This window comes from Stieleria sedimenti, from assembly GCF_025060895.1.
GTDB lineage: Bacteria > Planctomycetota > Planctomycetia > Pirellulales > Pirellulaceae > Stieleria > Stieleria sedimenti.
On record NZ_JANZKV010000112.1, the window covers coordinates 1 to 25,201 of the forward strand.

20 protein-coding genes are annotated in these 25,201 nt (G+C 58.7%); 5 read left to right on the forward strand and 15 right to left on the reverse strand.

Annotated elements, in window-relative coordinates; all coding sequences use genetic code 11:
* The first annotated feature begins 171 nt into the window (after nt 1–171).
* Both NZK35_RS15540 and NZK35_RS15545 read left to right on the forward strand, forming a co-directional pair.
* Complete coding sequence (locus NZK35_RS15540; RefSeq protein WP_259633452.1) at nt 172–564, forward strand: hypothetical protein; 393 nt, start codon at nt 172–174, stop codon at nt 562–564.
* Between the two features lie 7 nt (nt 565–571).
* Nucleotides 572–799: a DUF5989 family protein gene (locus NZK35_RS15545; protein ID WP_259633453.1), complete on the forward strand. Its 228-nt coding sequence runs from the start codon at nt 572–574 to the stop codon at nt 797–799.
* Here the strand turns inward: NZK35_RS15545 and NZK35_RS15550 are convergent.
* The 6 genes from NZK35_RS15550 to NZK35_RS15575 all read right to left on the reverse strand — a co-directional run bounded on the left by NZK35_RS15550 (nt 791) and on the right by NZK35_RS15575 (nt 6,490).
* Complete coding sequence (locus NZK35_RS15550) at nt 791–2,041, reverse strand: polysaccharide biosynthesis/export family protein (protein ID WP_259633454.1); 1,251 nt, start codon at nt 2,039–2,041, stop codon at nt 791–793. The two genes, NZK35_RS15545 and NZK35_RS15550, sit on opposite strands and share 9 nt — an antisense overlap.
* A gap of 49 nt (nt 2,042–2,090) precedes the next feature.
* Nucleotides 2,091–2,717 carry a protein kinase domain-containing protein gene (locus NZK35_RS15555; RefSeq protein ID WP_259633455.1) on the reverse strand — a complete coding sequence of 209 codons (627 nt, stop codon included), beginning with the start codon at nt 2,715–2,717 and terminating at the stop codon, nt 2,091–2,093.
* A complete protein-coding gene (locus tag NZK35_RS15560) occupies nt 2,707–3,399 on the reverse strand; it encodes an RNA polymerase sigma factor (RefSeq protein ID WP_259633456.1) in 693 nt (230 codons plus the stop codon). The genes NZK35_RS15555 and NZK35_RS15560 overlap by 11 nt, the downstream gene beginning before the upstream one ends.
* Before the next feature lie 222 nt (nt 3,400–3,621).
* Nucleotides 3,622–4,872, reverse strand: a complete 1,251-nt coding sequence (locus NZK35_RS15565) for an MlaD family protein (protein WP_259633457.1) — start codon at nt 4,870–4,872, stop codon at nt 3,622–3,624.
* A 2-nt stretch (nt 4,873–4,874) separates the two neighbouring features.
* The gene (locus NZK35_RS15570; RefSeq protein ID WP_259633458.1) at nt 4,875–5,678 is read right to left on the reverse strand and encodes an ABC transporter ATP-binding protein; all 804 of its coding nucleotides are present in this window, start codon (nt 5,676–5,678) and stop codon (nt 4,875–4,877) included.
* Complete coding sequence (locus NZK35_RS15575; RefSeq protein WP_259633459.1) at nt 5,675–6,490, reverse strand: MlaE family ABC transporter permease; 816 nt, start codon at nt 6,488–6,490, stop codon at nt 5,675–5,677. The genes NZK35_RS15570 and NZK35_RS15575 overlap by 4 nt, the downstream gene beginning before the upstream one ends.
* 419 nt (nt 6,491–6,909) lie before the next feature.
* Between NZK35_RS15575 and ileS the strand changes: the two genes are divergently transcribed.
* Both ileS and purN read left to right on the forward strand, forming a co-directional pair.
* A complete protein-coding gene (ileS, locus tag NZK35_RS15580; RefSeq protein WP_259633460.1) occupies nt 6,910–10,419 on the forward strand; it encodes an isoleucine--tRNA ligase in 3,510 nt (1,169 codons plus the stop codon).
* Nucleotides 10,416–11,000 (forward strand): phosphoribosylglycinamide formyltransferase, encoded by a 585-nt coding sequence (purN, locus tag NZK35_RS15585; RefSeq protein ID WP_259633461.1) that lies wholly within the window; start codon nt 10,416–10,418, stop codon nt 10,998–11,000. The genes ileS and purN overlap by 4 nt, the downstream gene beginning before the upstream one ends.
* Before the next feature lie 52 nt (nt 11,001–11,052).
* Here the strand turns inward: purN and NZK35_RS15590 are convergent, their stop codons facing one another.
* Entirely contained in the window at nt 11,053–12,504 is a 1,452-nt protein-coding gene (locus NZK35_RS15590; RefSeq protein ID WP_259633462.1) for a sigma-54-dependent transcriptional regulator, read from the reverse strand.
* Between the two features lie 307 nt (nt 12,505–12,811).
* Here NZK35_RS15590 and NZK35_RS15595 point away from each other — a divergent pair, with 307 nt between their 5' ends.
* Nucleotides 12,812–13,453, forward strand: a complete 642-nt coding sequence (locus NZK35_RS15595; RefSeq protein WP_259633463.1) for a response regulator transcription factor — start codon at nt 12,812–12,814, stop codon at nt 13,451–13,453.
* Between the two features lie 99 nt (nt 13,454–13,552).
* Here the strand turns inward: NZK35_RS15595 and NZK35_RS15600 are convergent, their stop codons facing one another.
* The 8 genes from NZK35_RS15600 to NZK35_RS15635 form a co-directional block, all read right to left on the reverse strand.
* Nucleotides 13,553–15,160: a sulfite reductase subunit alpha gene (locus NZK35_RS15600; RefSeq protein WP_259633464.1), complete on the reverse strand. Its 1,608-nt coding sequence runs from the start codon at nt 15,158–15,160 to the stop codon at nt 13,553–13,555.
* Between the two features lie 56 nt (nt 15,161–15,216).
* A complete protein-coding gene (locus tag NZK35_RS15605; RefSeq protein ID WP_259633465.1) occupies nt 15,217–17,031 on the reverse strand; it encodes a NirA family protein in 1,815 nt (604 codons plus the stop codon).
* Nucleotides 17,032–17,049: 18 nt separating this feature from the next.
* Nucleotides 17,050–19,326 carry a molybdopterin oxidoreductase family protein gene (locus tag NZK35_RS15610; RefSeq protein ID WP_259633466.1) on the reverse strand — a complete coding sequence of 759 codons (2,277 nt, stop codon included), beginning with the start codon at nt 19,324–19,326 and terminating at the stop codon, nt 17,050–17,052.
* Between the two features lie 12 nt (nt 19,327–19,338).
* On the reverse strand, nt 19,339–21,051 hold the full coding sequence (locus NZK35_RS15615) for a DmsC/YnfH family molybdoenzyme membrane anchor subunit (RefSeq protein ID WP_259633467.1): 1,713 nt from the start codon (nt 21,049–21,051) through the stop codon (nt 19,339–19,341).
* Nucleotides 21,052–21,066: 15 nt separating this feature from the next.
* A complete protein-coding gene (locus NZK35_RS15620) occupies nt 21,067–21,918 on the reverse strand; it encodes a GAF domain-containing protein (RefSeq protein ID WP_259633468.1) in 852 nt (283 codons plus the stop codon).
* 21 nt (nt 21,919–21,939) lie between these two features.
* Entirely contained in the window at nt 21,940–22,791 is an 852-nt protein-coding gene (locus NZK35_RS15625) for an ABC transporter ATP-binding protein (protein WP_259633469.1), read from the reverse strand.
* A gap of 246 nt (nt 22,792–23,037) precedes the next feature.
* A complete protein-coding gene (locus tag NZK35_RS15630; RefSeq protein ID WP_259633470.1) occupies nt 23,038–23,970 on the reverse strand; it encodes an ABC transporter ATP-binding protein in 933 nt (310 codons plus the stop codon).
* Nucleotides 23,971–24,010: 40 nt separating this feature from the next.
* Nucleotides 24,011–25,126, reverse strand: coding sequence for an ABC transporter permease (locus NZK35_RS15635; protein WP_259633471.1), 1,116 nt, complete (start codon nt 25,124–25,126; stop codon nt 24,011–24,013).
* Between the last annotated feature and the right edge of the window lie 75 nt (nt 25,127–25,201).

Here is a 25,201-nt window from a genome sequence, read left to right on the forward strand (position 1 = left end):
GGCAGAACGATGATGTGGCAACTGGGGGGCACAGGTCTTATTAAGATCTATCGCTCCGCTCCGCTCCTTGTCTCCTTGTCTCCCCTCCCCCTCTCATCATTCTGCCCCGAATTATTCTGCCATCCCTTCTTCCGCGCCCTCGCCTGAACGAAAAGACGACTTAACATGGCCATGAAACCACCGACAGATTCCCACCGACGCTCTTTCGGCGTCGCCATCGCGGCGGCGTTGTTGATGCTAGCCTGGATCGCGTGGCGTGCGATCGCGTCGCCTTTTCTGTCTGGTGGACTGGCCGCGGCCGCGTTGGTCGTTGCGATGGTGTATTATTTAATCCCGGCGTCTCAGCCGAAGCTGATCGCGTTCTTCCATGCGATCACGTATCCGATCCGCTGGACCGCCACCCTCGTCGTTCTGGCGATCGTCTATTATGGAGTGGTCACGCCGATTTCGATTTGGTTCCGCGTGAAGGGGAAGTCGATCCGCACGAACGCGTCCGATTCCAAATCGAATTGGCGATCGATCGACTTGCCGTCCGACCCGCAATCCTATTTCCGAACCTTTTGATCCCGCGATGACGACACCCGACAAGCCCTCCAAAAAACCTGAAGACGAAGTCACCGAGTCCTTCGACTCGATGGCCGATGGGGCGGATCCCGGGATTTTCCGGGAGTTCGTTTGGTTCGTGAAGTACAACAAGAAATGGTGGCTGACGCCGATTCTGGTCGTGTTGTTGCTGCTCGTCGTGTTGGCCTTCGTCACCAACTCACCGGCCGCCCCTTTCATTTACACGCTATTTTGAATCGGCGTCTTCGCCCAGGACGTCGCCGACGATCTCCTGCCATCGCTTGGCAATTTTCTTGTACTGGGCGTATTTGAGCTCAGCACTCTGGGCTTGCACCTTCGCCTGTAACACTTGGGACTTCATATCGGATAATTCGGTGGAGGTCGTGGTGCCTGACGTATAAAGTTTTTCGGTGATGGCCAGTTTTCCTGTCGCTTTTTCAAGCAGGGATTGTTTTGAGCGAAGCTCGGTTTCCAACTGCTCCATCACGTCGGTGAGATAGTCCTTTTCGAGCTCGAGGCGAAATCGAACGGTCGCTTGTATCGATTCGTAAGCTGAGACGGCTCGACGAGCGTTGGCTCTCTCCTCAACCGAGACCCTCGCTGATTCGAGTATTTGCCTATACGGGTCGATCATCTGTTGATTGGATCGAAATTTTGTGACCAGCTCCCTTGCTTTGTCGAGCCGGCCGTAGGTGTCTTCGAATGACGCGACGCCAGCGGCGACGGGCGATGCAGAAGTGTTGCCAAGTGCGTTTGCAGCGATCGTATTCGGGGCCTCGTTTGTTCGACGAGACGCTTCCGCTTTTGGGATCAACGTCAACAGCGGACGTGCTTTCCCGGGGCGGAGGATGTCTGCGTCGAGATAGGTTTTTGCGATCTTTTCTTCCGCCGCCCGGACGGTCAGTCCGGCGATTTCGATCGGGTCGACCAGCGGCATCGCGATCGCGCCGTCCGATCCGACGGCCAATGGAAATCCGGTGACCAGACGGCCCGAATCGAGCAACGTGACTTTTGGTGGACTCGGGCCCTGTTTGGCAGACTCAAACGGCAGGACGCCCGGCAGATACACCGCGACGATGTCACCGATGCCGATGACGTCAAAAAGCTGATCTTCGGGTGCAGCGTTCGCTTTCCAATCCGCCGCTTGGCCCGAGAGTAAGTCTTCGACTTTGCGATCGATAATTCGGTCCTTGATCACTTCGCGACTTTCGAGCGTCTCTTCCGCCCGGCGCAGCTTTTTTCGCATCTCCTGAATCTGGTTCCGCTGCGCCGTCTGTCGAGCCTCGAAACTCTGTTGGATCAGAGACTTGACCTTTGACTTCAACTCCGACTTGGCGTCCGAGTCATTTTCCAAACTTCTGTATTCAGCCGCGAGAGTCTCCGCGTTTTGAATGAGTTTGAGATGGTCTTCGTCGGCCACGGCATGGAACGAGCCGCCAATGAGGAAACATGAAAAGACTGTCACTACGTATCGCATCGAGATTCTCCAGATGGATCGGTCGTTCGGAGTCAGGGGGCCAGTTCGTCTAACTGTCGGTCGACATCGGCCAAGACCGTTCGATGCGGTTGGCGAGCGACTCGCCGCGCACGTAGGGCATCACCAGATACGGCAGACCGTCCACTTCGCTGACGCCATAAATTTCGATCACGTTCTCGTGAACGATCGACGCCGCCGCGCGAGCTTCACGCGCAAACCGCTTTCGCGAGATCGGTGAAGCGGCCAAGGTGGGACGCAATAATTTGATCGCGACGAAACGGTTGAGCGCCGCGTCAAACGCCTTGAGCACGACCGCCGTCGCACCTGCCCCGACAATTCCGATCACTTCATAGACGCCCAGCCGTCCGATCTTGCTCGGGTCATCCGTCGGAGAGAGCAGGTTTTGAATCTGTTGGTGTTCGACGAACCAAAGCTCGTCCGGCGAGGCAGCCGTTTGTTCCGCATCAATCGCGATGCCAATGTCCGTTGACGAATCGGACAAACACCGCGACAACGCTCCCCACCAATTCGGATCGGCCGCCATGGACTGCAAGTTGTCTTGGCACGATTGACATTCGTTCAAATGCGATTCAATTTCGTCTGATTGCGTTCTGGACAGCTCTTCCCGGAGGTATTGCAGGAGCGTTTCGGATTCGGGGTGCAGTTCATGCTTCATCAGGCATACCTCCCGTTGAATGTTCCTGCTGGTCGAACATCGGATCTTGGTCGAACAGACAAACTTCCTCACGCAGTCGTCGCATGATCCGCGAGCGGCTGGTGTAGATCGCGCCGACGGACCGTCCGAGTTGTTCGGCGACCGATTCGACGCTCTGTTGTTCGACCGACGTTTTCCAAAATGCCGACCAAGAGGACTCGGCGAATTCCCCGCGGATTCGACGCGCCGCCCAGCGGAAGATTTCGTCACGGCTTGCGCGACGCACGACCTGATCAAACGATGCCTGATCTTCGGCATCGGCCAATTGTGCGAGTTGATCGTGGACTTCCGTCAATCCACTGCCCTGCTTACGTGGTCGCCGCCGATGATGGTCAACGATCGCCGAACGGATGACCTGCCCCAGCCAGGTGCGAAACTTGGCCTGCTGGGGATCTTGCTCGAACCCGTCGATGCCTTTGCTGACACGAATCAAGACATCCTGGACAACGTCCGAGGCATCCGCTTCTTGCAAACCATATCGGATTGCGACACGACGGATCACGCCACGATAGACCTGGACAAATTGCCGCCATGCGTCGCGGTCGCGATGGTCGCGCAGCCGAATCAGGATACTCGGTCGTGTTTCGGGAACGGACAAAATCAACTCGACTGCTGGCGGGTATTGCGGAGCGGCAGAATACACGCAAGGAGTTGGGGAATCTGTCAGCAGACTTGGAGATTTTAAGACAAAAAGGCAGAATCATGCGGGGCAGAATGATGGAGGACAGGATGATGGGGGCAAAACGATGGCGAATCAATTCGCCATACCGGGGATCGACTGCCTCTCCATGATTCTGCCCCGAATCATTCTGCCATCACTCCGAGCGGTCGGCCAGGACGCGCGTTGGCATGACGAACTTGATTGCTATTTCAATCCCAGTCCGCTGCCGCGTTTGTCGAGTGCTCCCTTGACGCCCAACTGGCGTGGGTCGCGGGCGATTTTGTCGCTGAAGATCCGAACGTCGTCCAGGATCGGGCGGATCTTGGCGGTGGCCAATTCGACGTTTTCGATCGTGCGGCGGACTTGCCAATAGATGTCATCATCTTCCAACAACCGGCGGACGGTTCCGTTGCTATTGTTCAACGCCACGCCAAACGTTTCGACTTGGCGTAGCGTGCGGTCGAGGTTCTTCAGGTTGATCAGCACCTGATCCACCAGTTCGTCGCTGTTGGCCGCGATCGGTTTGGTGATCGTTTCGACATTCACGATCGCCCGTTCGGCGGATTCGATGGTGTTGCGGACGGTGTCGATGGTTTGGTCGACGTTCTGCACCGTTTTCTCCGCCGCGACGCCGACGTTTTCGAACCGCTGTCCGACGCGTTCAAAACTTTCAAAGGTCCTTTGGGTCGACTGCAGCGTGGTTTGGGCTTCGGTCAGCACGAGCGGAAGTTCGCGGAGGGCTTCGGCCAGACTGTCTCTCAGTTCGGGGTTGCCGATCACGTTGCGAATGTCGCGCATCGCACCTTGGAATTCGATCAACGCGTTGCGGGCGTCTTGTGCGACGTTGCCCACTTGCCCCTCGGCGTTTTGGACCACACCGTCGGCATTCTGGACCAGTTGATTGACGTTGTCACCGACCGATTGCAACGACCCGCTGGCCGACTGGACCGCCTCCAGCGTTTCACGGACTTCGTCTTCCAGATTGAACACCAGACTGAAGGGGTCGGAGGCGGGTGTTCCGTAAGAGATTAACTGATCGTGGGTGTACGTTTCGCTGCGAATCGTCTGCAATCGTTCTTTGTGGATTTCCAGCAATTCGTCTTCGGTTCCTTTGACGAACTCCAGTTTCGCGTCCCCGGTGATGATCGATTTCGTTTTGATTTTGGGAAGGTATTCGTGGGTCAAGTTGTTTTGGTATTTGGGGTCGATGCCGATGGTCAGCAAGACATCGTTCTCTCGCAGTTCTTTGTCGATGACGCGTCCGATTTCAACGCCACGCAGCAGCACCGGCGAGTTAGAGTTGATACCCTCGGCGGTTGGAAACTGAACCAGCAGTCGGACTTCACCGGTCAACACGCGTGGCACGGCGCCGAACAAGAACGTCAGGATGATTCCGATTCCGATGGCGGCAATGACCAGCACGCCGACGCCGAATTTCAGTCTGTTATCGTCCATGATTAACCCGTTATCTCCATCAGACGCTGGCCGGCTTCGCCGCGAACGAATTGACGCACCCGATCGTCTTCGCATTGATCCAGCCCGGCGGGCGGACCATCGTAGAGCACCTGTGGTTCATCCTTGGCCAGTCTTGCCCGCGGGTAAAACATCAACACGCGGTCGGCGACCTTTTGGGCCGTTCGCATGTCATGCGTGACGATCACGCTGGTCACCGGATAGCGTTTTCGGACGTCCAGCATCAGTTCATTGATCACGTCGCTCATGATCGGATCCAGTCCCGTCGTCGGTTCGTCGTAGACCACCAATTCGGGCTGTAAAATAATCGCGCGGGCAATGCCAACTCGCTTGCGCATGCCGCCACTCAATTCGCTCGGACGTTTCGAAATCACCGTGGGTGGCAATCCGACTTCTTGAAGATGTTTCAAGACACGTTCGTGAATCTCGTCCTCATCGGCGGTGGTCGACTGCCGCATCGGAAACGCGACGTTGTCAAAGATCGTCATGCTGTCGAACAAAGCCGCGTTTTGAAACACGAAACCGAATCGTCGCCGGACGTCGCTGAGTGCCGCCGGTGACAGTGTCGAAAGTTCTTGCCCGTCAAACCGAATCGTGCCCCGAGTCGGCGGGATCAGCCCGACGATCGTTTTCATGAACACGGTTTTGCCGCAACCGCTTTCGCCGATAATCGCGACGGTTTCCCCGGCTTCGATCGAAACACTGATGTCTTTCAAGATCTTTTGGCCGTGAAAATCGACATGCAACTGCTGCACGTCGATCAGATGTTCCACCGCAGAATCACTCATAAGATGTTCGCTCCCGCGGGGTACATGGCGAAATAGATTTTGTCCAAGATGATGTTCAAGAACAGATCGATGGCCAAGATCATCACGAAGGAATACACGAATGCTTGCGTCGCCGCTTTGCCGACGCCTTCTGCGCCCGGTTTGCAATGAAATCCCTGGTAGCAACTGATCACAGCGATCATCCCGCCGAAGAAGACGCTCTTAAAAACTCCGCTGAACAAATCGAATCCGACCACGCCGTCACGCGAGTGCGTCAGATAGGCCGCATGATCGATTTCCAACACCATGACGCTGTAAAAGTAGCCGCCGACGATGCCCATGAAATCGGCCATGATCGTGAGCGCGGGAATCAAAAAGATGCAGGCCAAAAACCGAGGCACCACCAAGTAGTGAACCGGATCGGCACCCATCGTCGTCAACGCGTCGATTTGTTCGGTCACACGCATGGTTCCCAACACCGCCGCCATCGCGCTGCCGACCCGGCCGGCCAACATCGTCGCCGCCAACACCGGACCAAGTTCCCGGACCAGCGAGGTGTTGATCACCACACCCAAATGGCTTTCCAGCCCGATCGCGTGAAACTGGTAATAGCTTTGAACGGCCAGCACCATCCCGATGAACGTCCCCGTCAAGGCCACCACCGGCAGACTGAGCACGCCGATTTGATAGAAGTTGATCAACAGCGTTCCGCGCTGTGGCAACCGCGTAAAAATCCATACCAGCATCTGCCAAGCGAACATCGCGATATCGCCGACCGTCGCAATGCCATCGACCACCGCCGCTCCCCACTGAACCACCCAGGCGTAAAGCATGTCCCGAATCGTGGCGGACCCGTTCTCGGGCCGTCCTGACGCTGGATCGTTTTGTGTGGAAACCGAAAGCGACATCAACTGGGCGGCGAGAGTTTGGGGAGGCGGAGCGTCGAAGCGAAGCTACACAAACAAGTTTATCGGTAAGGCTGGCTTTGCGGATGAGTGAAAATGTGCGGGCGGGTGGCGGCAGTCGGGCGGCGAGCCGCCCGAGGGGAATTCAGGCTGGGATAGGACGGATGGGACCGATAGGACCCATAAGTCGTCTTTGTCCTATTGGTCCCATTTGTCCGGCGGTCCGCTTGGGACAAAACCGATCCGCGTTCCCCCCCATTACTCCGCCTACGTCAAACGCCGAAATCCCATTACAATCCCGCTTCGCATTCGCTCCGAAAAACCCGTTTCAGCTTCCCATGACAACGATGTCTGACTCCGCTGCCCCGTTTCGTGCCGCCCCCGCCAGCCCCAAATTTCCGGCTCTGGAAGAGCAGATTCTGGAGTTTTGGCAGCAAAACGACGTCTACAAGCAATCGCTGCAGCGCCGTGCCGATGCACCTCCCTTTGTGTTTTTCGAAGGCCCCCCGACAGCCAACGGGATGCCCCACCCCGGCCACTGTCTGACCCGCGCGATCAAGGACGTTTTTCCCCGATACAAGACGATGCGGGGCTATCGTTGCGAGCGAAAAGCGGGCTGGGACACGCATGGACTGCCCGTCGAAGTCGAGGTCGGCAAAGAGCTGGGGATCCACAGTAAAGAGGAAATCGAGGCCTACGGTGTCGAGCCCTTCATCCAAAAATGCCAGCAATCGGTCTGGCGCTACATGCAGGAGTGGCAGCGTCTGACCGAACGACTGGGATTCTGGGTCGATCTCGAGCAGGCCTACGTGACCTATCACCAGAGTTACGTCGAGAGTGTTTGGTGGAGTCTGAAGAATCTGTTCGATCGCGGGCTGCTCTACCAAGGCCACAAGATCGTCTGGTGGTGGGCCCAGGGTGGTACGGCCCTCTCCTCGGGCGAGGTGGGTCAGGGCTATCGGGAAGTCGCCGATCCGAGTGTTTACGTCAAATTCCCTCTGGTGGACGATTCCTCGCGCAGTCTGTTGGTCTGGACCACGACCCCGTGGACACTGCCCAGTAACATGTACGCCGCGGTTCATCCCGAACTGGAGTACACGTTGGTCAAGCACGGCGAAACCGGCGAAGAATTCTATCTGGCGTCTGCGCTGGTCGACAAAATCGCGGACAAGGCGAAGTGCAAATTCGAGCTGTTGGAAACATGTCGTGGCAGCGATCTGATCGGTTTGCGTTACACGCCGCCGTTTGACGGCTACCTGAAATCGACCGGCGACCCGACCGGGACATTGAAGGCGGCCAGCGGTGACTCCAAAACCGAGCACCACTACTGGCGGGTCGTCGCGGCCGACTTTGTCACCACCGACAGCGGATCGGGCATCGTCCATCAAGCGGCGGCGTTCGGCGAAGTCGACTATGAAGTCTATGACGAACAGCGACGACGCTTTGTCGAGGGCGAACAACCTGAATTGCTCTGCGCGGTCGGCCCGGACGGAAAATTCAACGAAGCGGTTCCGGAGGCGTTCCTCGGTGTCTGGGTCAAAGACGCCGACAAGGCACTCTCACGGGATCTCAAAGAACGCGGGTTGATGTTCTTGCAGGAACAGTACCTGCACGATTACCCGTTCTGTTGGCGGGCCGATCAAGATCCACTGATCCAATACCCTCGCCGCAGCTGGTTCATTCGCACGACCAAGTTCCGCGACTTGATGCTGAAGAACAACTCGCAGATCGGCTGGCAACCCGAACACATTCGCGACGGGCGGTTCGGGAACTTTCTCGAATCGAACGTCGATTGGGCGCTGTCGCGCGAACGTTACTGGGGCACGCCGCTGCCGATCTGGGTTTGCGAAGAAAGCGGTCGGATGGAAGCCGTCGGCAGTTACGAGGAATTGTTGGCCAAGCCGGGGATTCAAGGCACGGAGGTTTGGCTGCAAGCCAAAGCGGCCCACCCGGAACTGGTCGACGATCTGCGGGTCCACAAACCGTACATCGACGAAGTCACTTATGATTCGCCGTTTGCCGATGGCAAGCGGATGCGACGGGTCAGCGAAGTCATCGATTGCTGGTATGACAGCGGTGCGATGCCCTTCGCCCAGTGGGGGTGGCCGCACACCGGTGACCAGCAGTTCCAGTCGCAATTCCCGGCCGACTTCATTAGCGAAGCGATCGATCAGACCCGCGGCTGGTTCTACAGCCAACTGGCGATTGCCACGATGCTGTTCGGTGAAGGGGCATCGGTCGCCGAACCGGGCACCGAAGCGGAATCGTTGCAAGTCAAAGAGCTCGACTATCCGCTGCCGTTCCGCAATTGCATCGTGCTCGGTCTGATGCTTTCCCAGTGGTGGGAGCATGAAGACGACGAGAAAAAGAAAACGATCCTGTTGGAAGAGTCCGAGACCAAGCAACATCCGGGCAAGAAATTCAACAAGCAAGTCGGCAAGATGTCCAAGAGCCTGCGAAACTACCGCAGCCCCGAAGAGATCTTTGACCGCTACGGGGCCGACGCGCTGCGGTGGTACCTGTTTGCCAATCAGGCACCGTGGAATTCGATCATCTATGCCGAACAGTCGATCAAGGATTCGATCCCCGAGTTCCTGCTTCGCCTGTGGAACACGTTCAGCTTCTTCACGATCTATGCCGAGATCGACGGCTTTGACCCGCGTGACGCCGTCGCCGCCGACGAGCAACTGACGCCGGGGTCGCTGGCGTCGGCGCCAAAATACCGGCCGGCATCGGAGCGGAGCGAGATCGATCGTTGGATTCTGTCGGAACTCAACCAGGCGACCGCCAAGGTGATCGACCGCATGGACGCCTTGGACAACTACAACGCCTGCCAAGCGATTTCTTCGCTGTTGGACGGGTTGAGCAACTGGTACGTCCGTCGCAGCCGCGATCGGTTTTGGGCCGCCGACAAGGATTCGCAAGAGAAACACGACGCCTATTGGACGCTGTATGAAACGCTGTTGGAACTGGTCAAACTGGCCGCGCCCTTCACGCCGTTTCTGGCCGATACCCTTTGGCAACGCCTGACCGAACCCTTCGGCGACAAGACGTTGTGCAGCGTCCACCTCTGTGATTTTCCCGTCGTCGACGCCGAGCGGATCGATACCGATCTGTCCGACTCGATGCGACTGTTGCGTGAGATCGCTTCGCTGGGACGCGCCGCGCGGGCGAGCGAGAAATTGAAGGTGCGTTTGCCGTTGTCTGAAGTCACTGTGATTTTGACCGACGATTCCCAGATCGCCTGGCTGCAAAACCACGACGCCCTGGTGCGTGAAGAGTTGAACGTCAAAGCCGTTCACTACACGACCGAAGGCGACCAATATGTCCAATACACCGTCGTGCCGAACTTCAAACGACTCGGTCCGAAAGTCGGCAAGCAAGTGCCGGCGGTCAAGAAGGCACTCGCCGATGCCGACGGGAACGAGTTGTTGAGCCAGTTGCAAGCCGACGGTGTTGTGAAACTTGAGCTCGGTGACAACGTGATCGAGTTGGACGGGGACGACATCGAAGTCCGCTTGCAGGCCAAAGAGGGTTGGGCGGCGGCTCAGGGGCTCGGTTCCGTTGTCGTGTTGCACACCGAGGTCACGCCGGAGTTGCAACGTGAAGGGATCGCCAACGATCTGATTCGCGGAATCCAGAATCAACGCAAAGCGATCGATTGCCAGTACACCGATCGGATCCGCGTCGCGATCGATTCAGCCAGCGACGAGGTGACCCAAGCGATCGAGGAACACCGATCGACCATCTGCAACGAAACGCTGGCCGATTCACTGGAGATCGGCACGATCGAGGGCGTCGATTCGGCGGCGTCGGAGCACGGCGGCGTGTTCGTCGCCAAGGCGACCGCGTCATGAGCGGCGAGACGACCAAACTGCCGATCGCCGTTTTTTTAAGCGGCGGCGGCAGGACGCTTGAAAACCTGTTGCGACATCGCGATGAGCACGACCTGCCGATCGATGTCCGGTTGGTGATCAGCAGTCGCGCCGGCGTGCGTGGCATCGAGATCGCCCAGAACGATGGCATCGAGACGCTGGTGATTCGCAAACGCGACCACGACGATGCCAGTTACAGTGACGCGATGTTCGATCCGGTTCGCCGCTGCGGTGCGAAGTACGTGGTGATGGCTGGGTTTCTGAAACACGTGCTGATTCCCGACGATTTCGAAAACCGCGTGATCAACATTCACCCTTCCTTGCTGCCGGCGTTCGGGGGCCAGGGCATGTATGGCCACAACGTTCACGCGGCGGCGATCGAGCGTGGTGTCACGATCAGCGGTTGTACCGTGCACTTTGTCGACAACCAATACGACCACGGTCCGATTATCTTGCAGCGGGCCTGTGAAGTGCGTGCCGATGACACGCCCGACAGCCTTGCCGCCCGGGTGTTCAAGCAAGAATGTGAAGCCCTGCCGGCAGCGCTGCGGACGTTGAGCTGAGACGACGTACGTCACGCTGTGCGTGACAGGCAGATGGCATGCACAGCATGCCCTACCCTTCCATTGCGAATTGCAGCCGTGGATCGTCCAGACCCAGACGCTTCATCTTTTTGTAAAGCGTCGTGCGATTGATTTCCAACGCGTCGGCCGTTGCGGCTCGGTTCCAATTGTGGCGGCGGAGTGAATGCAAGATGATCTCGCGTTCGGGGCCTTCGAGTGCTTCACGCAGACTTTTATTTTGACAGCTGGCCGGCGTCATCGCGAACGGCTTGAGGGTGTTTTCGCCGGCGGCCTGTGGGATCGCCGATGCCAGCGGATCGGCCACGCGGCCCAAGATTTCCGGCGGCAGGTCTTCCAGTGTCAGCACGTTGTCGCGAGAGAGCAGCACCGCACGCTCGACGACGTTTTGTAATTGTCGAACGTTGCCGGGCCAACGATACGATTGCAGGGTGGCCATCGCGTGTTGATCAAAGCCTTCGATCTCCCGCCCGCACGTTTCGGCGGCTTCGCGGAGGAAGTGATCGACCAACAAGGGAATGTCGCCGACCCGCTCACGCAACGATGGCAGAACGATGTTGACGACGTTGACCCGGTAGTACAAGTCTTGTCGAAACGATCCCTCGGTCACCGCACGGGAAAGGTCTTCGTTGGTCGCCAGGATCACGCGTGTATCGACCGAGTGCGTTTGCGTGCCGCCGAGTTGTTCGAACTGGAATTCCTGAAGCACTCGCAGCAGTTTGACTTGCATCGCCGCGGTCGCGGTTCCGATTTCGTCGAGAAACAGGGTGCCCTTGTCGGCCAATTGAAACTTGCCGACCCGGTCACCGCTGGCACCGGTGAAGGCGCCTTTGACGTGGCCGAACAATTCGCTCTCGAGCAGATTGTCCGGTAGTGCCCCACAGGCGACTTCGACGAACGGTTTGCTACGACGGGAACTGCGTTCGTGGATCGCGCGGGCGATCATGCTTTTGCCCGTTCCGTTTTCCCCGGTGATCAGGATCGATGCCCTGGCGTCGGCCACACTGTCGATCACATCGAAGATTTTCATCATCCGATAGTCGTGACTGAGAATGTTCTCCAGCCCGCTTCGGCTATCGAGTCGCTGGCGAAGCTTTTGGTTCTCCAGCGTGATGTCTCGCTGCGAAACCGCGCGGCTGATCGCCAAGTTCAATTCGTCGTCGATCAGCGGCTTGGTCAGCAAGTCGAACGCGCCGGCTTTGATCGCTTCGATCGCCGTGTCGGGTGTCGCGTATCCGGTCATCACCAGCACCGTGGTTTCCGGGTGCTTTTGCCGCGTGTGGTGAATCAGCTCGAACCCGTCTTCGTCACGCAGGCGGAGATCCGTGATCACCAAGTCGAAGCGATGTTCGTCCTGGCTCGCTTTGGCGCCGTTTAAACAATCCGCAATCTGGACCGTGTGTCCGATTTCCCGCAGCCATTCGGCCATCGACTGGACCAAGTGCCAATCATCGTCGACAAGCAAAATGGAGGCGGGGTCATTCATGTCGGGCGTGGGGATCGTGCGAGGAATTGGGGTCGAGCGCGATGCAGCGCGTTCTCTCTCACGTTTTCCTAGGTCGCCGTTAGCGTCAGAGCAAAATCCAATTCCCGCGTTTCGTTCTGCCCGCCCCCCGATCTTACCGCTGCCGCAGCGAATTTGTACTTATTTTAGGGGGTGTGGGTGTGTCGATATGCGAAAAATTCTCATATTAGCCCCACACTCCCGGCGCAAATACGCCATTTTTAGGAGAGTTCGCTCCTGGCGTTTGTTGGAGCGGTTTGGAATCAAAGCAGAGGCACGCAGGATCGCAATGTCGTTAAAAACGCTGGTCGTCGACGACCATGAGGCAGCTCGTCTCGGGCTCATGGAATTATTGGTCGGGACGGCGATCAGAGTCGCGCAAACGGTTGCCGACGGTGAAAGCGCGCTGCGGTATCTGGATGAAGACCGCTTCGACGCGGTGCTGATCGATGTTCAGATGAAGAAGATGGACGGTTTGACGCTGTTAACATCGATTCGCCGGGCGCATCCCGACTTGCCCGTGGTCTTGATTAGCGCGTACGACTACCCCGTTTACCTTGCCCGGGCGGCTGCCAACGGGGCTCATGATTACGTGCTCAAGAGCGATTCGGCAACCAAGATCGAACAGACGCTCAGTCATGCGTGCGAAAACGGATCGGCGTACCCGGGTGGCCGTCTAGACAACCTCCGCAAAAAGATGTCCGAGACGATTCGCTCGCAACAGCTTCCACCGGAATTGCCGGTGACGTCTCGCGAAGCTCAGGTGCTGCGTCACATCGCGTTCGGACTGAGCAATCGAGAGATCGCCAAGTCGTTGGGGATCAGTGTCGAGACCGTCAAGGAACACGTGCAGAACATCTTGCGCAAGACGGGGGCCTCGGATCGCACCGACGTTGCGGTCCGGGCCGTTCGGCTGGGGTTGGTCGACTAGTGCTGCGTCGCAGCGAACGGGAATCGCCTAAAGGCTGGAACACCAACGGTTGCACAATCCTGCGTTGGTCAAGGTCGTGCCCCCTTTACCGCGACACCCTCAATACACGTCGCGGACGTAGCGTTTTTCCTTGCTCAGCTTTGCGACATAGTCGGCGGCGGCCTGTTCGGACAGTCCACCTTGGGAGGCGATGATCGACTTGAGCGTGCGATCGACGTCGACGGCCATTCGGCTGGCGTCGCCACAAACGTAGAAATGGGCTCCCGTTTGCAGCCAGCTCCAGAGTTCGGCAGCGTTCTGCTTCATGCGATCCTGGACATAGACTTTTTCCGTCCCGTCGCGACTGAAGGCCGTGTCCAACCGGGTCAACAATCCGGTGTCGAGATACGACTGCAATTCCTGTTGGTACAAAAAGTCCGTGGCGGCATGTTGGTCGCCGAAGAACAACCAATTCTTGCCCGTCGCCTTGGTCGCGTCTCGCTCTTGCAGGAACGCCAAGAACGGGGCGATGCCGGTTCCCGGACCGACCATGATCATCGGTTTGGTGGGATCGGCAGGGACGGTGAACCCGCCGTGGTTGGCTTGTGTGAACACGCGGAGGGTGGCTCCGGGTTCCAAGCGATCGGCGAGCATCGTGCTGGCGGCGCCCTTTCGCATGCGTCCGTTTCGACCGTAGGTGACTTTGCCAACGGTTAGGTGAACCTGGTTGCCGACGCATGCTTGGCTACTGGCGATCGAATACAGTCGCGGGTTCAAAGGCGAGAGCGTTTCGAGAAACTCCGTGGCACTGATCGGCACGTCGCCAGCGAGCTGCAAGACATCCAAAACGTCGAAGCCGTCCGGTGCGCCTTCTTCAAGCATTTGTGAGAGTTGCGATTTTATTTTCGGATCGGAAACACGGCTCAATGCCAGTTCCAATAACTCGTCGCTGGGGTCTTTCAGGCAAAAGTCTTCGCGGAGCGCGTTGGCGAGTGATTTGGGGTCACCCGCCGGTGTCACGGTCAACAGGTTGGAATCGGCGCCGATGGCACTGACGGTGGCTTCGACCAGCTCGTCGCAGTTGGTCGGGTAGATCCCCAACGCGTCCCCGACTTCGTATTTGATTCCTGAATCAGCCAGATCGATGGCGATGTGTCGTGTGTCTTTGGCCGAGCCTTCCCCGTTCAGCGGTCTCGATTCGATCAACTTGGCCGCGTACGGCGTTTTTCGAGAGTATCCGTGTTGCGACGTCCCGTTGGCCGGGCTGCCGTTGGCGGGTTTGGAGGGCGGTGCGGCGGTGTCACCGGATTCCTTGAGCACCTGCTTGATCATTTTCGCGGTTTCTTTCCCGCCCGGACTGCAGAGCGTCAGGTTGGTTTCTTCCCCCGATGCGATGGCTTCACTGTAGGTCTTGCAAAGGTAGCCGCAGGAGCCACAGTCCAGCTGCGCCATCGCCGCCATCAGACGTCGTTCGACGGGCTTTCCTTCGGCCAACTCCATGCGATCGACGATCGGCAGTGAGTCGTCGTGCCAGGGAAAGTCTTCCTCTTCTTGCTTGGTCTGTTCCACGGCACCCGGCAACGAGTCGGCCGAAAGGCCGGCGGCGTTCATCACCGCGGAGGCGTCGCCGCCGGGTTGCATGCCCATCATGCCCGAGAAAAATCCGTTCAGCCAGGCACGTTGTTCGTCGTTGAAAGGTGCCGTTTCTGGAATAAAGCTGGTTGTCATGGCGGTCAAAGGGGGGGAAGGAGTCGAATCTTCTTTCGTGATCAGTGCAGAGCGGTTCAAACCAAGGCTCTGGCGAGGGATTTCAATTCGTCATCGGTCGATCTGGACGTGAATTCAACAAACGTCTCACCCTCGTGTCGTTGTTCCAGATAACCGCCGATGATGGCGGAGACCAGGTCCGGCAAATCCTCATACGCGACCGATTCGAAGATCAGCCGAGCGATCCCCTGGCGGTCGCCCCAGCCGCCGCCCAGGTGCACGTGGTACCCGTCGACCATGTCGTCGCCTTTCTCGACCTTGCAGCCCAGCAGACCGATGTCACCGATGTAGTGCTGGGCACAACTGTGATGGCAACCGGTCAGATGGATGTTGATCGGGCTGTCGAGTTTGAATTGGGATTCAAGGTGCCGGGCCAAGGCCATCGCCTGGGTTTTGGTTTCCGCCGCGGCGAATTTGCAGCCTCCGCTACCGGTACAGGCCACCAGTCCGGCTCGAAAGCTGCTCGCTTCGTAACCGAGTCCCAATTCCGTCAGTCGTTCTTTGACCGCATCGATGTCTTCGTCCGAGAGATTGGGGATCAACAGGTTTTGCCAGACCGTCAGACGGACCTCACCGTTGCCATACTCGTCAGCAATTTGCGCCAGCCCACGAGCCTGGTCACTGGTCATGCGTCCGACCGGCAAGACGACGCCGACATAGTTCTTGTTCGCTTGAGCTTGGGGGTGAAACCCGATGTGGGCCAAACGGTTCTCCGCGACCGATCGGGTCAATTTGGATTCGTCGAAACGGCCGAGTTTCCACCCGAGTTGTTCTTCGACGGAGGCGACAAACTTGTCGAATCCCCAGTCGTCCAGCACATACTTCAGTCTCGCTTTCTTGCGATCGGTGCGATCACCCGATTTGACGAAGACGCGAACGATGGCGCCGGCGACGGCCAGGCATTGGTCGGGGCGAAGCAGCACGCCGGTCGGACGGGCAAAGTCTTTGTGCCCGGTGATGCCGCCGAGCGTGAGTTGAAAGTACACGGCGGCGGGAAACTCGGCCGTCGCGTGTTCTTCGGCGATGCGGACCGCGTGAAAGCCGATGTCGTTGGTGTCGTCCAGGGCGCTGATGGTGCCCCCGCCGTCAAACGCGATGTTGAATTTCCGAGGCAGCCCATACATTTCTCGACTGTTCAAGATGTAGTGGTGCATCCGCTTGGCCAACGGAATCGTCTCGATCCATTCGCACGTGTCGATACCCGAAAGCGGACTTGCCGTGCAGTTGCGGATGTTGTCACCGCCGGAACCCAGGCTGACGATATCCAATTCACGCAACCCGTACAGAATGTTCATCGCTTGATCGGCGGGGATCTCGCGGTATTGCAGGTTGGCCCGCGTCGTCACGTCTAAAAAACCTCCGGCCGAACGATCGGCCAGGTCAGCCAGCCCCGACAATTGCCAGGCCCGGAGCGATCCACCCGGAATCCGCATGCGACACATGTAGCTGTTCTGTGCCGGCGCCACGTAGAACAGGCCGTGGAATTTTTGCAGGAACACGTCGGTCCCTTTGGGGAACTCGCCGGCATCACTGCGGGCTTGCATCTCGTCCCAGATGTCGAGCGGGTTCTTCGCTCGTTTGGCGAGTTCTTCCTTGCAGAGTGCCTTGCCGGCAGACTCGGTTTCTTGCTGGGCGATCAGTGCGATTTTCTCGGGGCCGACCGGCAGCGTCGTCGTCGTGGTGCTGCCGACGGTGATCGATGCATCGCCGCCGCAGCTGCTGCCGTTGCTGATCACCGGCAGTCCGCTGACGGCGCGCGCCACGTCTGCGCCGAACGCGAATCCGGAAAGAAATTGTTTTTGTTCCTCGGTGAACGCTTTATCGCTGGGCATGATCAGAGGGTTTGTTGGTCAGTGGGTTGAGGCGGATGAGGCTTTGCCGATCGCCACGGCACAGTCCTTGAAACTCGGTTGCCGTGAATGGGGATCGAAGTGCCGCAGTGTCAATTCATTGACGATGTCGTAGTGCATCGGGATGAACGCTTGATTTCGTTGGACGGTGGGCGTGACCATCGCGGTGACGAAAACTTCGCCTCGACGCGAACGCACCGACACCCTGTCGCCGTTGTGAACGCCGATCAAACTGGCGTCGGTCGGATGGATTTCGACATACGGCCGCTCGGGATAGAGCTTGCGCAGCACCTTGCTCTTGCTGGTCCGGGTTTGCGTGTGCCATTGGCTGACCGTGCCACGACCGGACATCAGCAGAATCGGGTAGTCTTGGTCCGGCGGCTCCGGCATCGGAGTGATGTTGTCAACGATCAACCGCGCCTTGGCATCCGGATGGCAGAACGATCCGTCGGCAAACAATCGACGTTCCTGGGGCGGCGTTGCGTGTGCCGCCGCGTCTTCACGCGACCACGGCCACTGGATGCCGCCGCATTGATCCAGCTGTCGATAACCTTTGATTCCGCTGATGTCACAGGGACGGCCTTCGCTGGCCGCTTGCATTTTTTCGAACACGGCTTCGGGGTGTGTCCAATCGGCAAACATGTCTTCGACGCCCCAGTAGGCGGCGATGGCACGAAAGATCTGGAAATCCGCCAACGCTTCGCCGGGGGCTTTACGGACTTTTTTGAGCAACCCGTAACGCCGTTCGCTGTTGATGAACGTGCCTTCTTTTTCGCCCCAACCCGCCGCCGGCAACACCAGATCGGCGTGTTGTGCGGTTGCGGTGGAGGTGTACATGTCTTGCACCACCAAGAAATCGAGCTTGTCGAGCAACTCCTGGAAGTCGCCTCGGTCGATCCAGCTGTGAGCCGGGTTGGTGGCGATCACCCACAGCCCTTTGATTTCGTCGTTGCGGATCCCTTCGACGATTCGGTCGTAGGACCAACCTGTTTCCGTGGGGATCTTGTCAACATCGATCCCCAGGATGTCGGCGACACGCTGGCGATCTTCGGCCGATTCGAACTTGTGGTGGCCGAACAGGTTGGTCGTGCTGCTCCACAGTCGCGAACCCATCGCGTTGCACTGTCCGGTGATGCTGTTGGCCCCCGTTCCCGGACGCCCGATGTTGCCGGTGATCAAGGCGATGTTGATCATCGCCTGGGCGGTTCGCGTTCCCTCGTAACTTTGATTGACGCCCATCGTCCACCACAGCGACGCCGCCTTCGCCTGACCGATCGATTCGGCGGCGCGGCGAATCTCGTCGGCAGAGATGCCGGCAGCGGGGCCGACGGCGTCGGGGGTAAACGCTGCGACGTGGGCGGCCAGTTCATCGTATCCGGTCGTGTGTGCCGCGATGAATTCGTGATCGATCAAATCGGATGCGATCAGATGCTGGGTGATCGCATACAGAATTGCCAGATCATTTTTGGGACGCAGTTGCAAATGCTGGGTCGCGGCCATCGCCGTTTCGGTCCGGCGGGGATCCAGCACAATGATCTCGGGCGAATGGGGATTGCGGAGCACGCGTTCCCACATGATCGGGTGCCCGATGCAGGGGTTTGCGCCCACGAAAACCAGACAATCGCTCTGTTGGAAATCGTCATAGCTGTACGGAGGTGCGTCGAACCCGAACGACTCCTTGTACGCGGTCACGGCGGTTGCCATGCACTGCCGCGTGTTGCCGTCGCCGTGCAGCATTCCCATTGCGAACTTTGCCAGCGCGCCGAGGAACGCCATCTCTTCGCAAGGGATTTGCCCGGTGCTGAGGAACGCGACCGAGTCGTTGCCGTGTGCGGATTGGATGGCTTTGAAACGCTCGGTAAAAGTCGTCAGTGCGGTGTCCCAATCGACACGTTTGAGTTCGCCATGGGAGTCGCGCAACAACGGATGCACCGCTCGGTCATCGGCGTCGAGCACCTCCAGGGCTTCCCACCCCTTGGGGCAAGCCATGCCCAGGTTGACCGGGTAATCGGTTTCGGGGGTCAACCCCACGGCTTGTCCGTCGCGGACGTGAAGCCGTAGTCCGCAACCGGTGGCGCAGTAACCGCAGGCGGCCACGGTGGTTGTTTCTGCCCGCAACGACTCGGGTGTCATCCCCAGCCCGTGATCGCCCGGGTTGAGCAGCAGTTCGCGTGTCATTTTGCCCGTGCGAGCCTGCAGCAGCTGGGGAAGCTCAAACGACTTCGGGCGACGCTCTTGGTTCACTTGCGTCAATGATTTGGGGGTTCCAATGCTCATTGCGGTGGTCTCTTAAAGTGTGCCCGGCATGCGGTCGTAAACAACGCTTTGGAAGTACAGCAGACGTTCCAGGTTTTCGCCGGCGATCCAAACTGCGGCCGACAGTGCGGCGCAGACCGCACCGGCCGTGGGCAAGAACGGACACAAGACGAACGCCAGTCCGGCCAGCAGGGTGGCGACGACGGCACTGAAGTTTCTCATCCGCAACGTCTCACCGAGATGCTGATGCACCAGCCGCCGAGAACGCCGGTCATAGGGATCCTCGGAACCGTCAGGGACGCGATACAGCCGACGTTCACGCGTCCATTTCCACCAGCCGGCAGCCGCGCCGGCCAAAGACAACAGCGAGGCGGTGACGCCGAACCCGGCAAACGCGAAGATGACCGCCGCGATGATCGGTCCACAGGTCAGCGACGTGCCGAAGAAACGCGGCAACGTTCGGACGCTGCGCCAGGGGCGCCGCTTGGTCGCGATGTAGATCATCGCGCTGCAATACAACCCGGCCAGCCCGACCGGAATCGAGGCGACCAGCAACGCCCGCCCGGCCCAGGCGGGGATCCAATCGGTCGGAATCCATTGCTGAATCGATGTCGGGATCCAGTCCCAAACCACGGGCAGCAACAACAGCGCGATGGCACCCGCCAGCAGCCCCATGAATTTGCCCAGGACGACGGCTTCGCGACTGAGCCAACTGGTTTTTAGACCCAAAAACACACGCCACATGCGAAGCGGTTGTCCGAGGTGCAGCGGTGCGATCCCGAGCCCGATGTTGCCGATCGCGAACGACGCCAGCGCCGCGGCGATCGGCACCGAGCCTGGCACGCTGATTCCCAAAGCAGTCAACACCACGGTGGACAGCGATTCGGCGATCAGAATGCCGACGGCGATCTGTGTCGCGACCAGCATCACGGCCAACGGCCAATGACTTTCGGCAACCTCGTCGACGTTCTCGTCCTGGGGACGTGTCCGTGCGGGATCGAGCGATGATTCGGCAACGTAGCGTGTGGTCGGTCGGGTGATGTTCGACGACGGTGATGAGGGGACGAGCGTGTCTTGTCCGGCAACTTCGACCTCCCCGGTGGGAACAACGGTGATGCGAATCGCCTCGTTCGGACAGGATTGAACGCAGGCCGGTGCTTCACCAACGCTCAATCGTTGATGGCACATGTCGCACTTGCGAACGATGCCCAAGCGATCGCTGTACTGCGGCACCTCGTAGGGGCACATCATCGTGCAGTATTTGCAACCGATGCATTGGTCGTCCAAGTGGCGAACGATCCCCGTGACCGGGTCCTTGTCATAGGCCTTGACCGGGCAACCGTTCAGGCATCCGGGGTCTTCGCAGTGGTGGCAGGCGGTGGTGACATGTTGGATCGCGGCGGCGTCGGCATCATCGGGATCGCCGATCAGCAGCGTTCCGACTCGCCGCCAGGATTCGTCTTCCTCCAATCCGTTCAGCGTGTGGCACGCCACCACGCAGGCTTTGCATCCGCTGCACGCATTCAGATCGACTTCGAAGGCGAATTGTTCGTTCGGTCCCGGGGCCGTCGCGGGCAACAGGCTGCGATAGTATTTTTCCTGTGCCGGTGCGGTCGCCGTGCCGGAAGACTCGTGGTCGGTGTGCCAGTCGCTGAACTGTTCGGCGGCACTGAGTTGTTGTTGCTCGTGCAGCAGTTGCCCGACCAGTTCGGGTTGTCGGTTGACGACGGGAAGCATAGTGCTCATTGCGTTTTTCTTCCCTTACAGCAACAACGTCAGGATGTTCGTCATGCGATCTTGTTCGAAAAACGGGATCGCGACACCTTTGCACGGGGATCCACCGCGGAAGGGACGCCCCGAGTAAACGATGTCCGGATCCTCGCTGATCGTGGCGACACCGGACAGGTAGGCCAGGCCGGGAAGACTGCCTTCCAACGGCACGGTCTGATCGATCTCGTACATCAGTGATTGTTCCAGGCGTTGATACGCGCGCGATTCCAACAGCAAGTGGTCCTCGACGCACCGCCAGACCTCGTATCCGCGTGCGATCGGAGCGGAGTCGGAGCTGATCAGAACGGCCGCCGCCAGAAAGTCTTCGCCGCAGACCGGAATGCCGACCGCGACTTGCAACGATTCGGCGGACGCACCGGCGGCACGCAGGAAACCCGGATGACTGGGAAGGTTGTCGTGGATGACAAAACTGAGGTTGCGCCAAACCTGTCCGGGCAATCCCATGCCCTTTTCGAAACGCACGAACGAGCTGACGTTTTGGAATCGATCCAGCGGGCCGTAATAGCCCTGCGTGAGGTTCAGGTCATCAAATTCTCCGATCGGCTGCCAGATCTCCATGGCCCCGACGGTATCGTCGTGGGCGTTGCCGACCCAAACGATCACCGAAGCGATTTCTTCGGAGCGATAGATGGGGACGCACATCGCGACCGCATCCGCTTCGCCATCGACGGACTGTTTGATCGTGGGCAGTCCCGTCTCGATCGAGGCGGCGATCGCGCGATCGGCGACCGGGATCGAGCAACTCGGTGGCGAACCGCTGTCGCCGATTTCCGACACGATCATGTTGGTCAAGAACGAATGATTGGATGTGGCTGTGATCATAGTGTTCATACCGGTTCGCGATTAAACGCCGACCGCTTGGGGCTCCTGTTCGGCCAGCTTTTTCGCTTCCAACGCTTCCGCATCGGCTTTTAACTTCTTGTGGTCTTGGTCCTCGAGGAACTGAATCATGTCGCCCCGCAAGTCGTAGTACTGGGGATGATCGAGGACTTCGGCACGGATCCGCGGCCTGTCGAACGGCATTTCAAACACCTTGCCGACGCGTGCCCGCGGACCGTTGGTCATCATCACGACCCTATCGCTCATGAACAGCGCTTCGTCGACATCGTGCGTGATCATCAACGTGGTGACTTTGTCGCGGACGAGGATCTCCAACAGAATTTCTTGCAGTTCCATCCGGGTGAGCGAGTCGAGCATTCCGAACGGTTCGTCCAGCAGCAACATCTTCGGTTTCAGGGCAAACGCCCGCGCGATCCCGACACGTTGCTGCATGCCCTGGCTGAGTGCCGAGGCTCGTGTGTGAAGGCTGTTGCCGAGGCCGACCAGGGTCAGGTAGTAGCCGGCAATGTCATGTCGCTGGGCTTTGGTGCCGTGCGGATAAACCTGGTTGACGCCCAGCAGCACGTTCTCCATGGCCGTCATCCATGGCATCAAGCAAGGCGATTGAAAGACCACGCCACGGTCCGGACCCGGCCCTTCGATTTCGTGGCCGTCGATGACGATGCCGCCGTCGGTGATCGGGTTGAGTCCGGCGGTCATGGTCAACACAGTGCTTTTGCCGCACCCGGAATGGCCGAGCAGACAGATATACTCGCCTTTCGCCATGTTTAAGTTGAATTCTTCGACAATGACCGCGGGCCCGTTGGGCGTGTCGTAGGTCTTGCCGAGACGAAACATTTCTACATAACCGGCCATGGATCCGCCTTCGTTGAGCTTGATGTTGTCTGTGTTGGTGTGTGGAAGGAGTCAAGCCGGTTCGGGGCCGGATGACAGGCGGGAAACCTTTCCCGCGGGTGTCCGCCCAATGCCACTTACTTTGGCACGACAGGCGTTAGCGGCACGGCGCGAGCCGTCCGGTTTGACCGTGAAAGACCGGAGGGCTCGCGCCCTGCCGCTAACAAAAGTTCCCCGTTTGGCGTCAAAGTAAGTGGCATTAATGGGTTAACCGGCCCGTCCGCGCGGGACTCGCAGACTGCGCGGTTGTAGGTCGGGTAACTCGATCGGCGACGCTTCGGTCGCCAACGCTTCGTCGTCACGCGACTTTTGCCGCACCGCGACCAGATAATTGGTGACCGCGTTCCGCAAGCCCTTGAAGGTCTCGTTGTGGTTCAGCGCGGTCTTGTCTCTGGGGCGTTCCAACTCCACGGAAAACGCCGGACCCAGCGATGCGTTGGGCCCCGGATTCAAGGGGACAATCCGATCGGCCAACAAGATCGCTTCGTCGACGTCGTTGGTGATCAGCAAGCATGTTTGCCGCTCTTCTTCCCAGATCTTGAGGATCTCTTCTTGCAGCACGCTGCGGGTCAGAGCATCGAGGGCGGACAGCGGTTCATCGAGCAACAGAACATTGGGTTTCATCGCCAGGGTTCGTGCCAGCGACACCCGTTGTCGCATCCCGCCGGACAACTCATGCGGTCGACGATGTACGGCGTGAGACAGGCCGACCATTTCGACGAATTTTTCAACATGATCGCGTCGTTCACCGCGCGACCAATGCTTGAACACTCGATCGACCGACAGGGCGATGTTGCCGCGAACGGTCAACCAGGGCAGCAGCGAATAGTTTTGGAACACGATGCCGCGTTCTTGGCTCGGCCCCTTGATGACTTCGTTGTTCATCACGATCTCGCCACTGTCCGGCATCTCAAGTCCGGCCAGCAACTTCGTCAACGTTGTTTTTCCGCTGCCGGAGAAACCGACGATCGCCAGAAACTCGCCCTTGCGCAGATTCAGATTGATGTTGCTGAGTACTTCGTTGCGGGTCACACCACTCCCATACCCTTTACAGACCGCCCGCATGGAAATCAACGGGTCGGGCGGCGCGGGTCTGGCGATCGCTTTGGATCGAGGCCGATCAAGAACTGCGACGCTCATCGTTTTTCTGGGGTGTGAGGATTCGTGAGAAAAGAAATTGTTAGGCGGCTTGCGGGTCACCGAAGCTGACCAGGTTCCGCATGAAGATCATGATTCGATCGAGCACCAGCCCGATCAAACCGATGATGATCACGCTGAACGCGATGCGGGCGTAGGTCTGGCTGCTGCCGTTTTGGAACTCGTCCCAGACAAACTTGCCCAGACCGGGATTCTGGGCCAGCATGTCGGCGGCGATCAACACCATCCAACCGACACCCAAACTGATCCGCAGTCCTGCGAACATCAGCGGCAAACTGGCCGGCAGAATGATCTTGAACAGTTGTTGGCTCCAGGAAAGTTTCAGCACGCGAGCCACGTTCATGTAGTCCTTGTCGACGCTTGCCACGCCGAGCGTGGTGTTGACCAGCGTCGGCCACAAGGAACACAGCGAGACCGTGATCGCGGAAATCAGAAACGCTTTATCGAAAAAGTTGTCGCCGGGTTGGGTGCCGGAGTAGGCCCAGACGATGATCAGGAAAGCCAGTGGCAACCAAGCCAGCGGGCTAACCGGTTTGAAGATTTGGATGAAGGGCGTCAGTGCCGCGTTGCACCAGGGGCTCATGCCGCAGAGCACGCCGATCGGGACGGCGATCAACGTCGCGATGGCGAATCCGACGAACACGGTTTTCAAACTGGTGATGATCTGGTCGACGAACGTCGGGGCACTCGATGGACGGTAGTTGGCCGCTTGCACCGCTTTCTTTTTCAGCACCAAGGCGTTTGCCAGCAGCGTTTCCTTCCGCTCGCCGGTTGCCGATTCGGCCTGCTTCGTCACCGCGTTGGCTTGGGCGAGCAACGTGACCGCTTGCATCGTTTTTTCCTGCTTCACCTTCAGGTCTTCGGCACGCTGAGCCGAATGCATCGCGAACAGTTCCTTGCCGGCCGTCCAGGTGTCGGTCGGGCTGGGCAGCCGCATGCTGTCGGTGACCACCGTGCGTGCGGCAGCCGACCACAACAGCAGGAACACGGCGACGGCCGCGACCGGCAGGACCACAAATTTCGCGATCCCTTTGAGTTGTTCTTTGACGTCTTCGCCGGCGAGCAGTCTGACGAACGGCTCCAGCGCGGGAAGCCCGGCAACGTCACAGAACTTCAGTGCGTTTCCTCTCCAATTCATACGATTCGCTACAAGGTGGTTGGGTGTAGGAGTGTGGGATGGTTTCTGCGTTCGGGATCCACGGCCGGGTCGGAC

Bases quoted from the DNA above. Each gene is read 5' to 3' on its own strand.
- NZK35_RS15540 (WP_259633452.1), top strand. From the start codon at position 172: ATGAAACCACCGACAGATTCCCACCGACGCTCTTTCGGCGTCGCCATC.
- NZK35_RS15545 (WP_259633453.1), top strand. From the start codon at position 572: ATGACGACACCCGACAAGCCCTCCAAAAAACCTGAAGACGAAGTCACC.
- NZK35_RS15550 (WP_259633454.1), bottom strand. From the start codon at position 2,041: ATGCGATACGTAGTGACAGTCTTTTCATGTTTCCTCATTGGCGGCTCG.
- NZK35_RS15555 (WP_259633455.1), bottom strand. From the start codon at position 2,717: ATGAAGCATGAACTGCACCCCGAATCCGAAACGCTCCTGCAATACCTC.
- NZK35_RS15565 (WP_259633457.1), bottom strand. From the start codon at position 4,872: ATGGACGATAACAGACTGAAATTCGGCGTCGGCGTGCTGGTCATTGCC.
- NZK35_RS15570 (WP_259633458.1), bottom strand. From the start codon at position 5,678: ATGAGTGATTCTGCGGTGGAACATCTGATCGACGTGCAGCAGTTGCAT.
- NZK35_RS15575 (WP_259633459.1), bottom strand. From the start codon at position 6,490: ATGCTTTACGCCTGGGTGGTTCAGTGGGGAGCGGCGGTGGTCGATGGC.
- ileS (WP_259633460.1), top strand. From the start codon at position 6,910: ATGTCTGACTCCGCTGCCCCGTTTCGTGCCGCCCCCGCCAGCCCCAAA.
- purN (WP_259633461.1), top strand. From the start codon at position 10,416: ATGAGCGGCGAGACGACCAAACTGCCGATCGCCGTTTTTTTAAGCGGC.
- NZK35_RS15590 (WP_259633462.1), bottom strand. From the start codon at position 12,504: ATGAATGACCCCGCCTCCATTTTGCTTGTCGACGATGATTGGCACTTG.
- NZK35_RS15595 (WP_259633463.1), top strand. From the start codon at position 12,812: ATGTCGTTAAAAACGCTGGTCGTCGACGACCATGAGGCAGCTCGTCTC.
- NZK35_RS15600 (WP_259633464.1), bottom strand. From the start codon at position 15,160: ATGACAACCAGCTTTATTCCAGAAACGGCACCTTTCAACGACGAACAA.
- NZK35_RS15605 (WP_259633465.1), bottom strand. From the start codon at position 17,031: ATGCCCAGCGATAAAGCGTTCACCGAGGAACAAAAACAATTTCTTTCC.
- NZK35_RS15610 (WP_259633466.1), bottom strand. From the start codon at position 19,326: ATGAGCATTGGAACCCCCAAATCATTGACGCAAGTGAACCAAGAGCGT.
- NZK35_RS15615 (WP_259633467.1), bottom strand. From the start codon at position 21,051: ATGAGCACTATGCTTCCCGTCGTCAACCGACAACCCGAACTGGTCGGG.
- NZK35_RS15620 (WP_259633468.1), bottom strand. From the start codon at position 21,918: ATGATCACAGCCACATCCAATCATTCGTTCTTGACCAACATGATCGTG.
- NZK35_RS15625 (WP_259633469.1), bottom strand. From the start codon at position 22,791: ATGGCCGGTTATGTAGAAATGTTTCGTCTCGGCAAGACCTACGACACG.
- NZK35_RS15630 (WP_259633470.1), bottom strand. From the start codon at position 23,970: ATGAGCGTCGCAGTTCTTGATCGGCCTCGATCCAAAGCGATCGCCAGA.
- NZK35_RS15635 (WP_259633471.1), bottom strand. From the start codon at position 25,126: ATGAATTGGAGAGGAAACGCACTGAAGTTCTGTGACGTTGCCGGGCTT.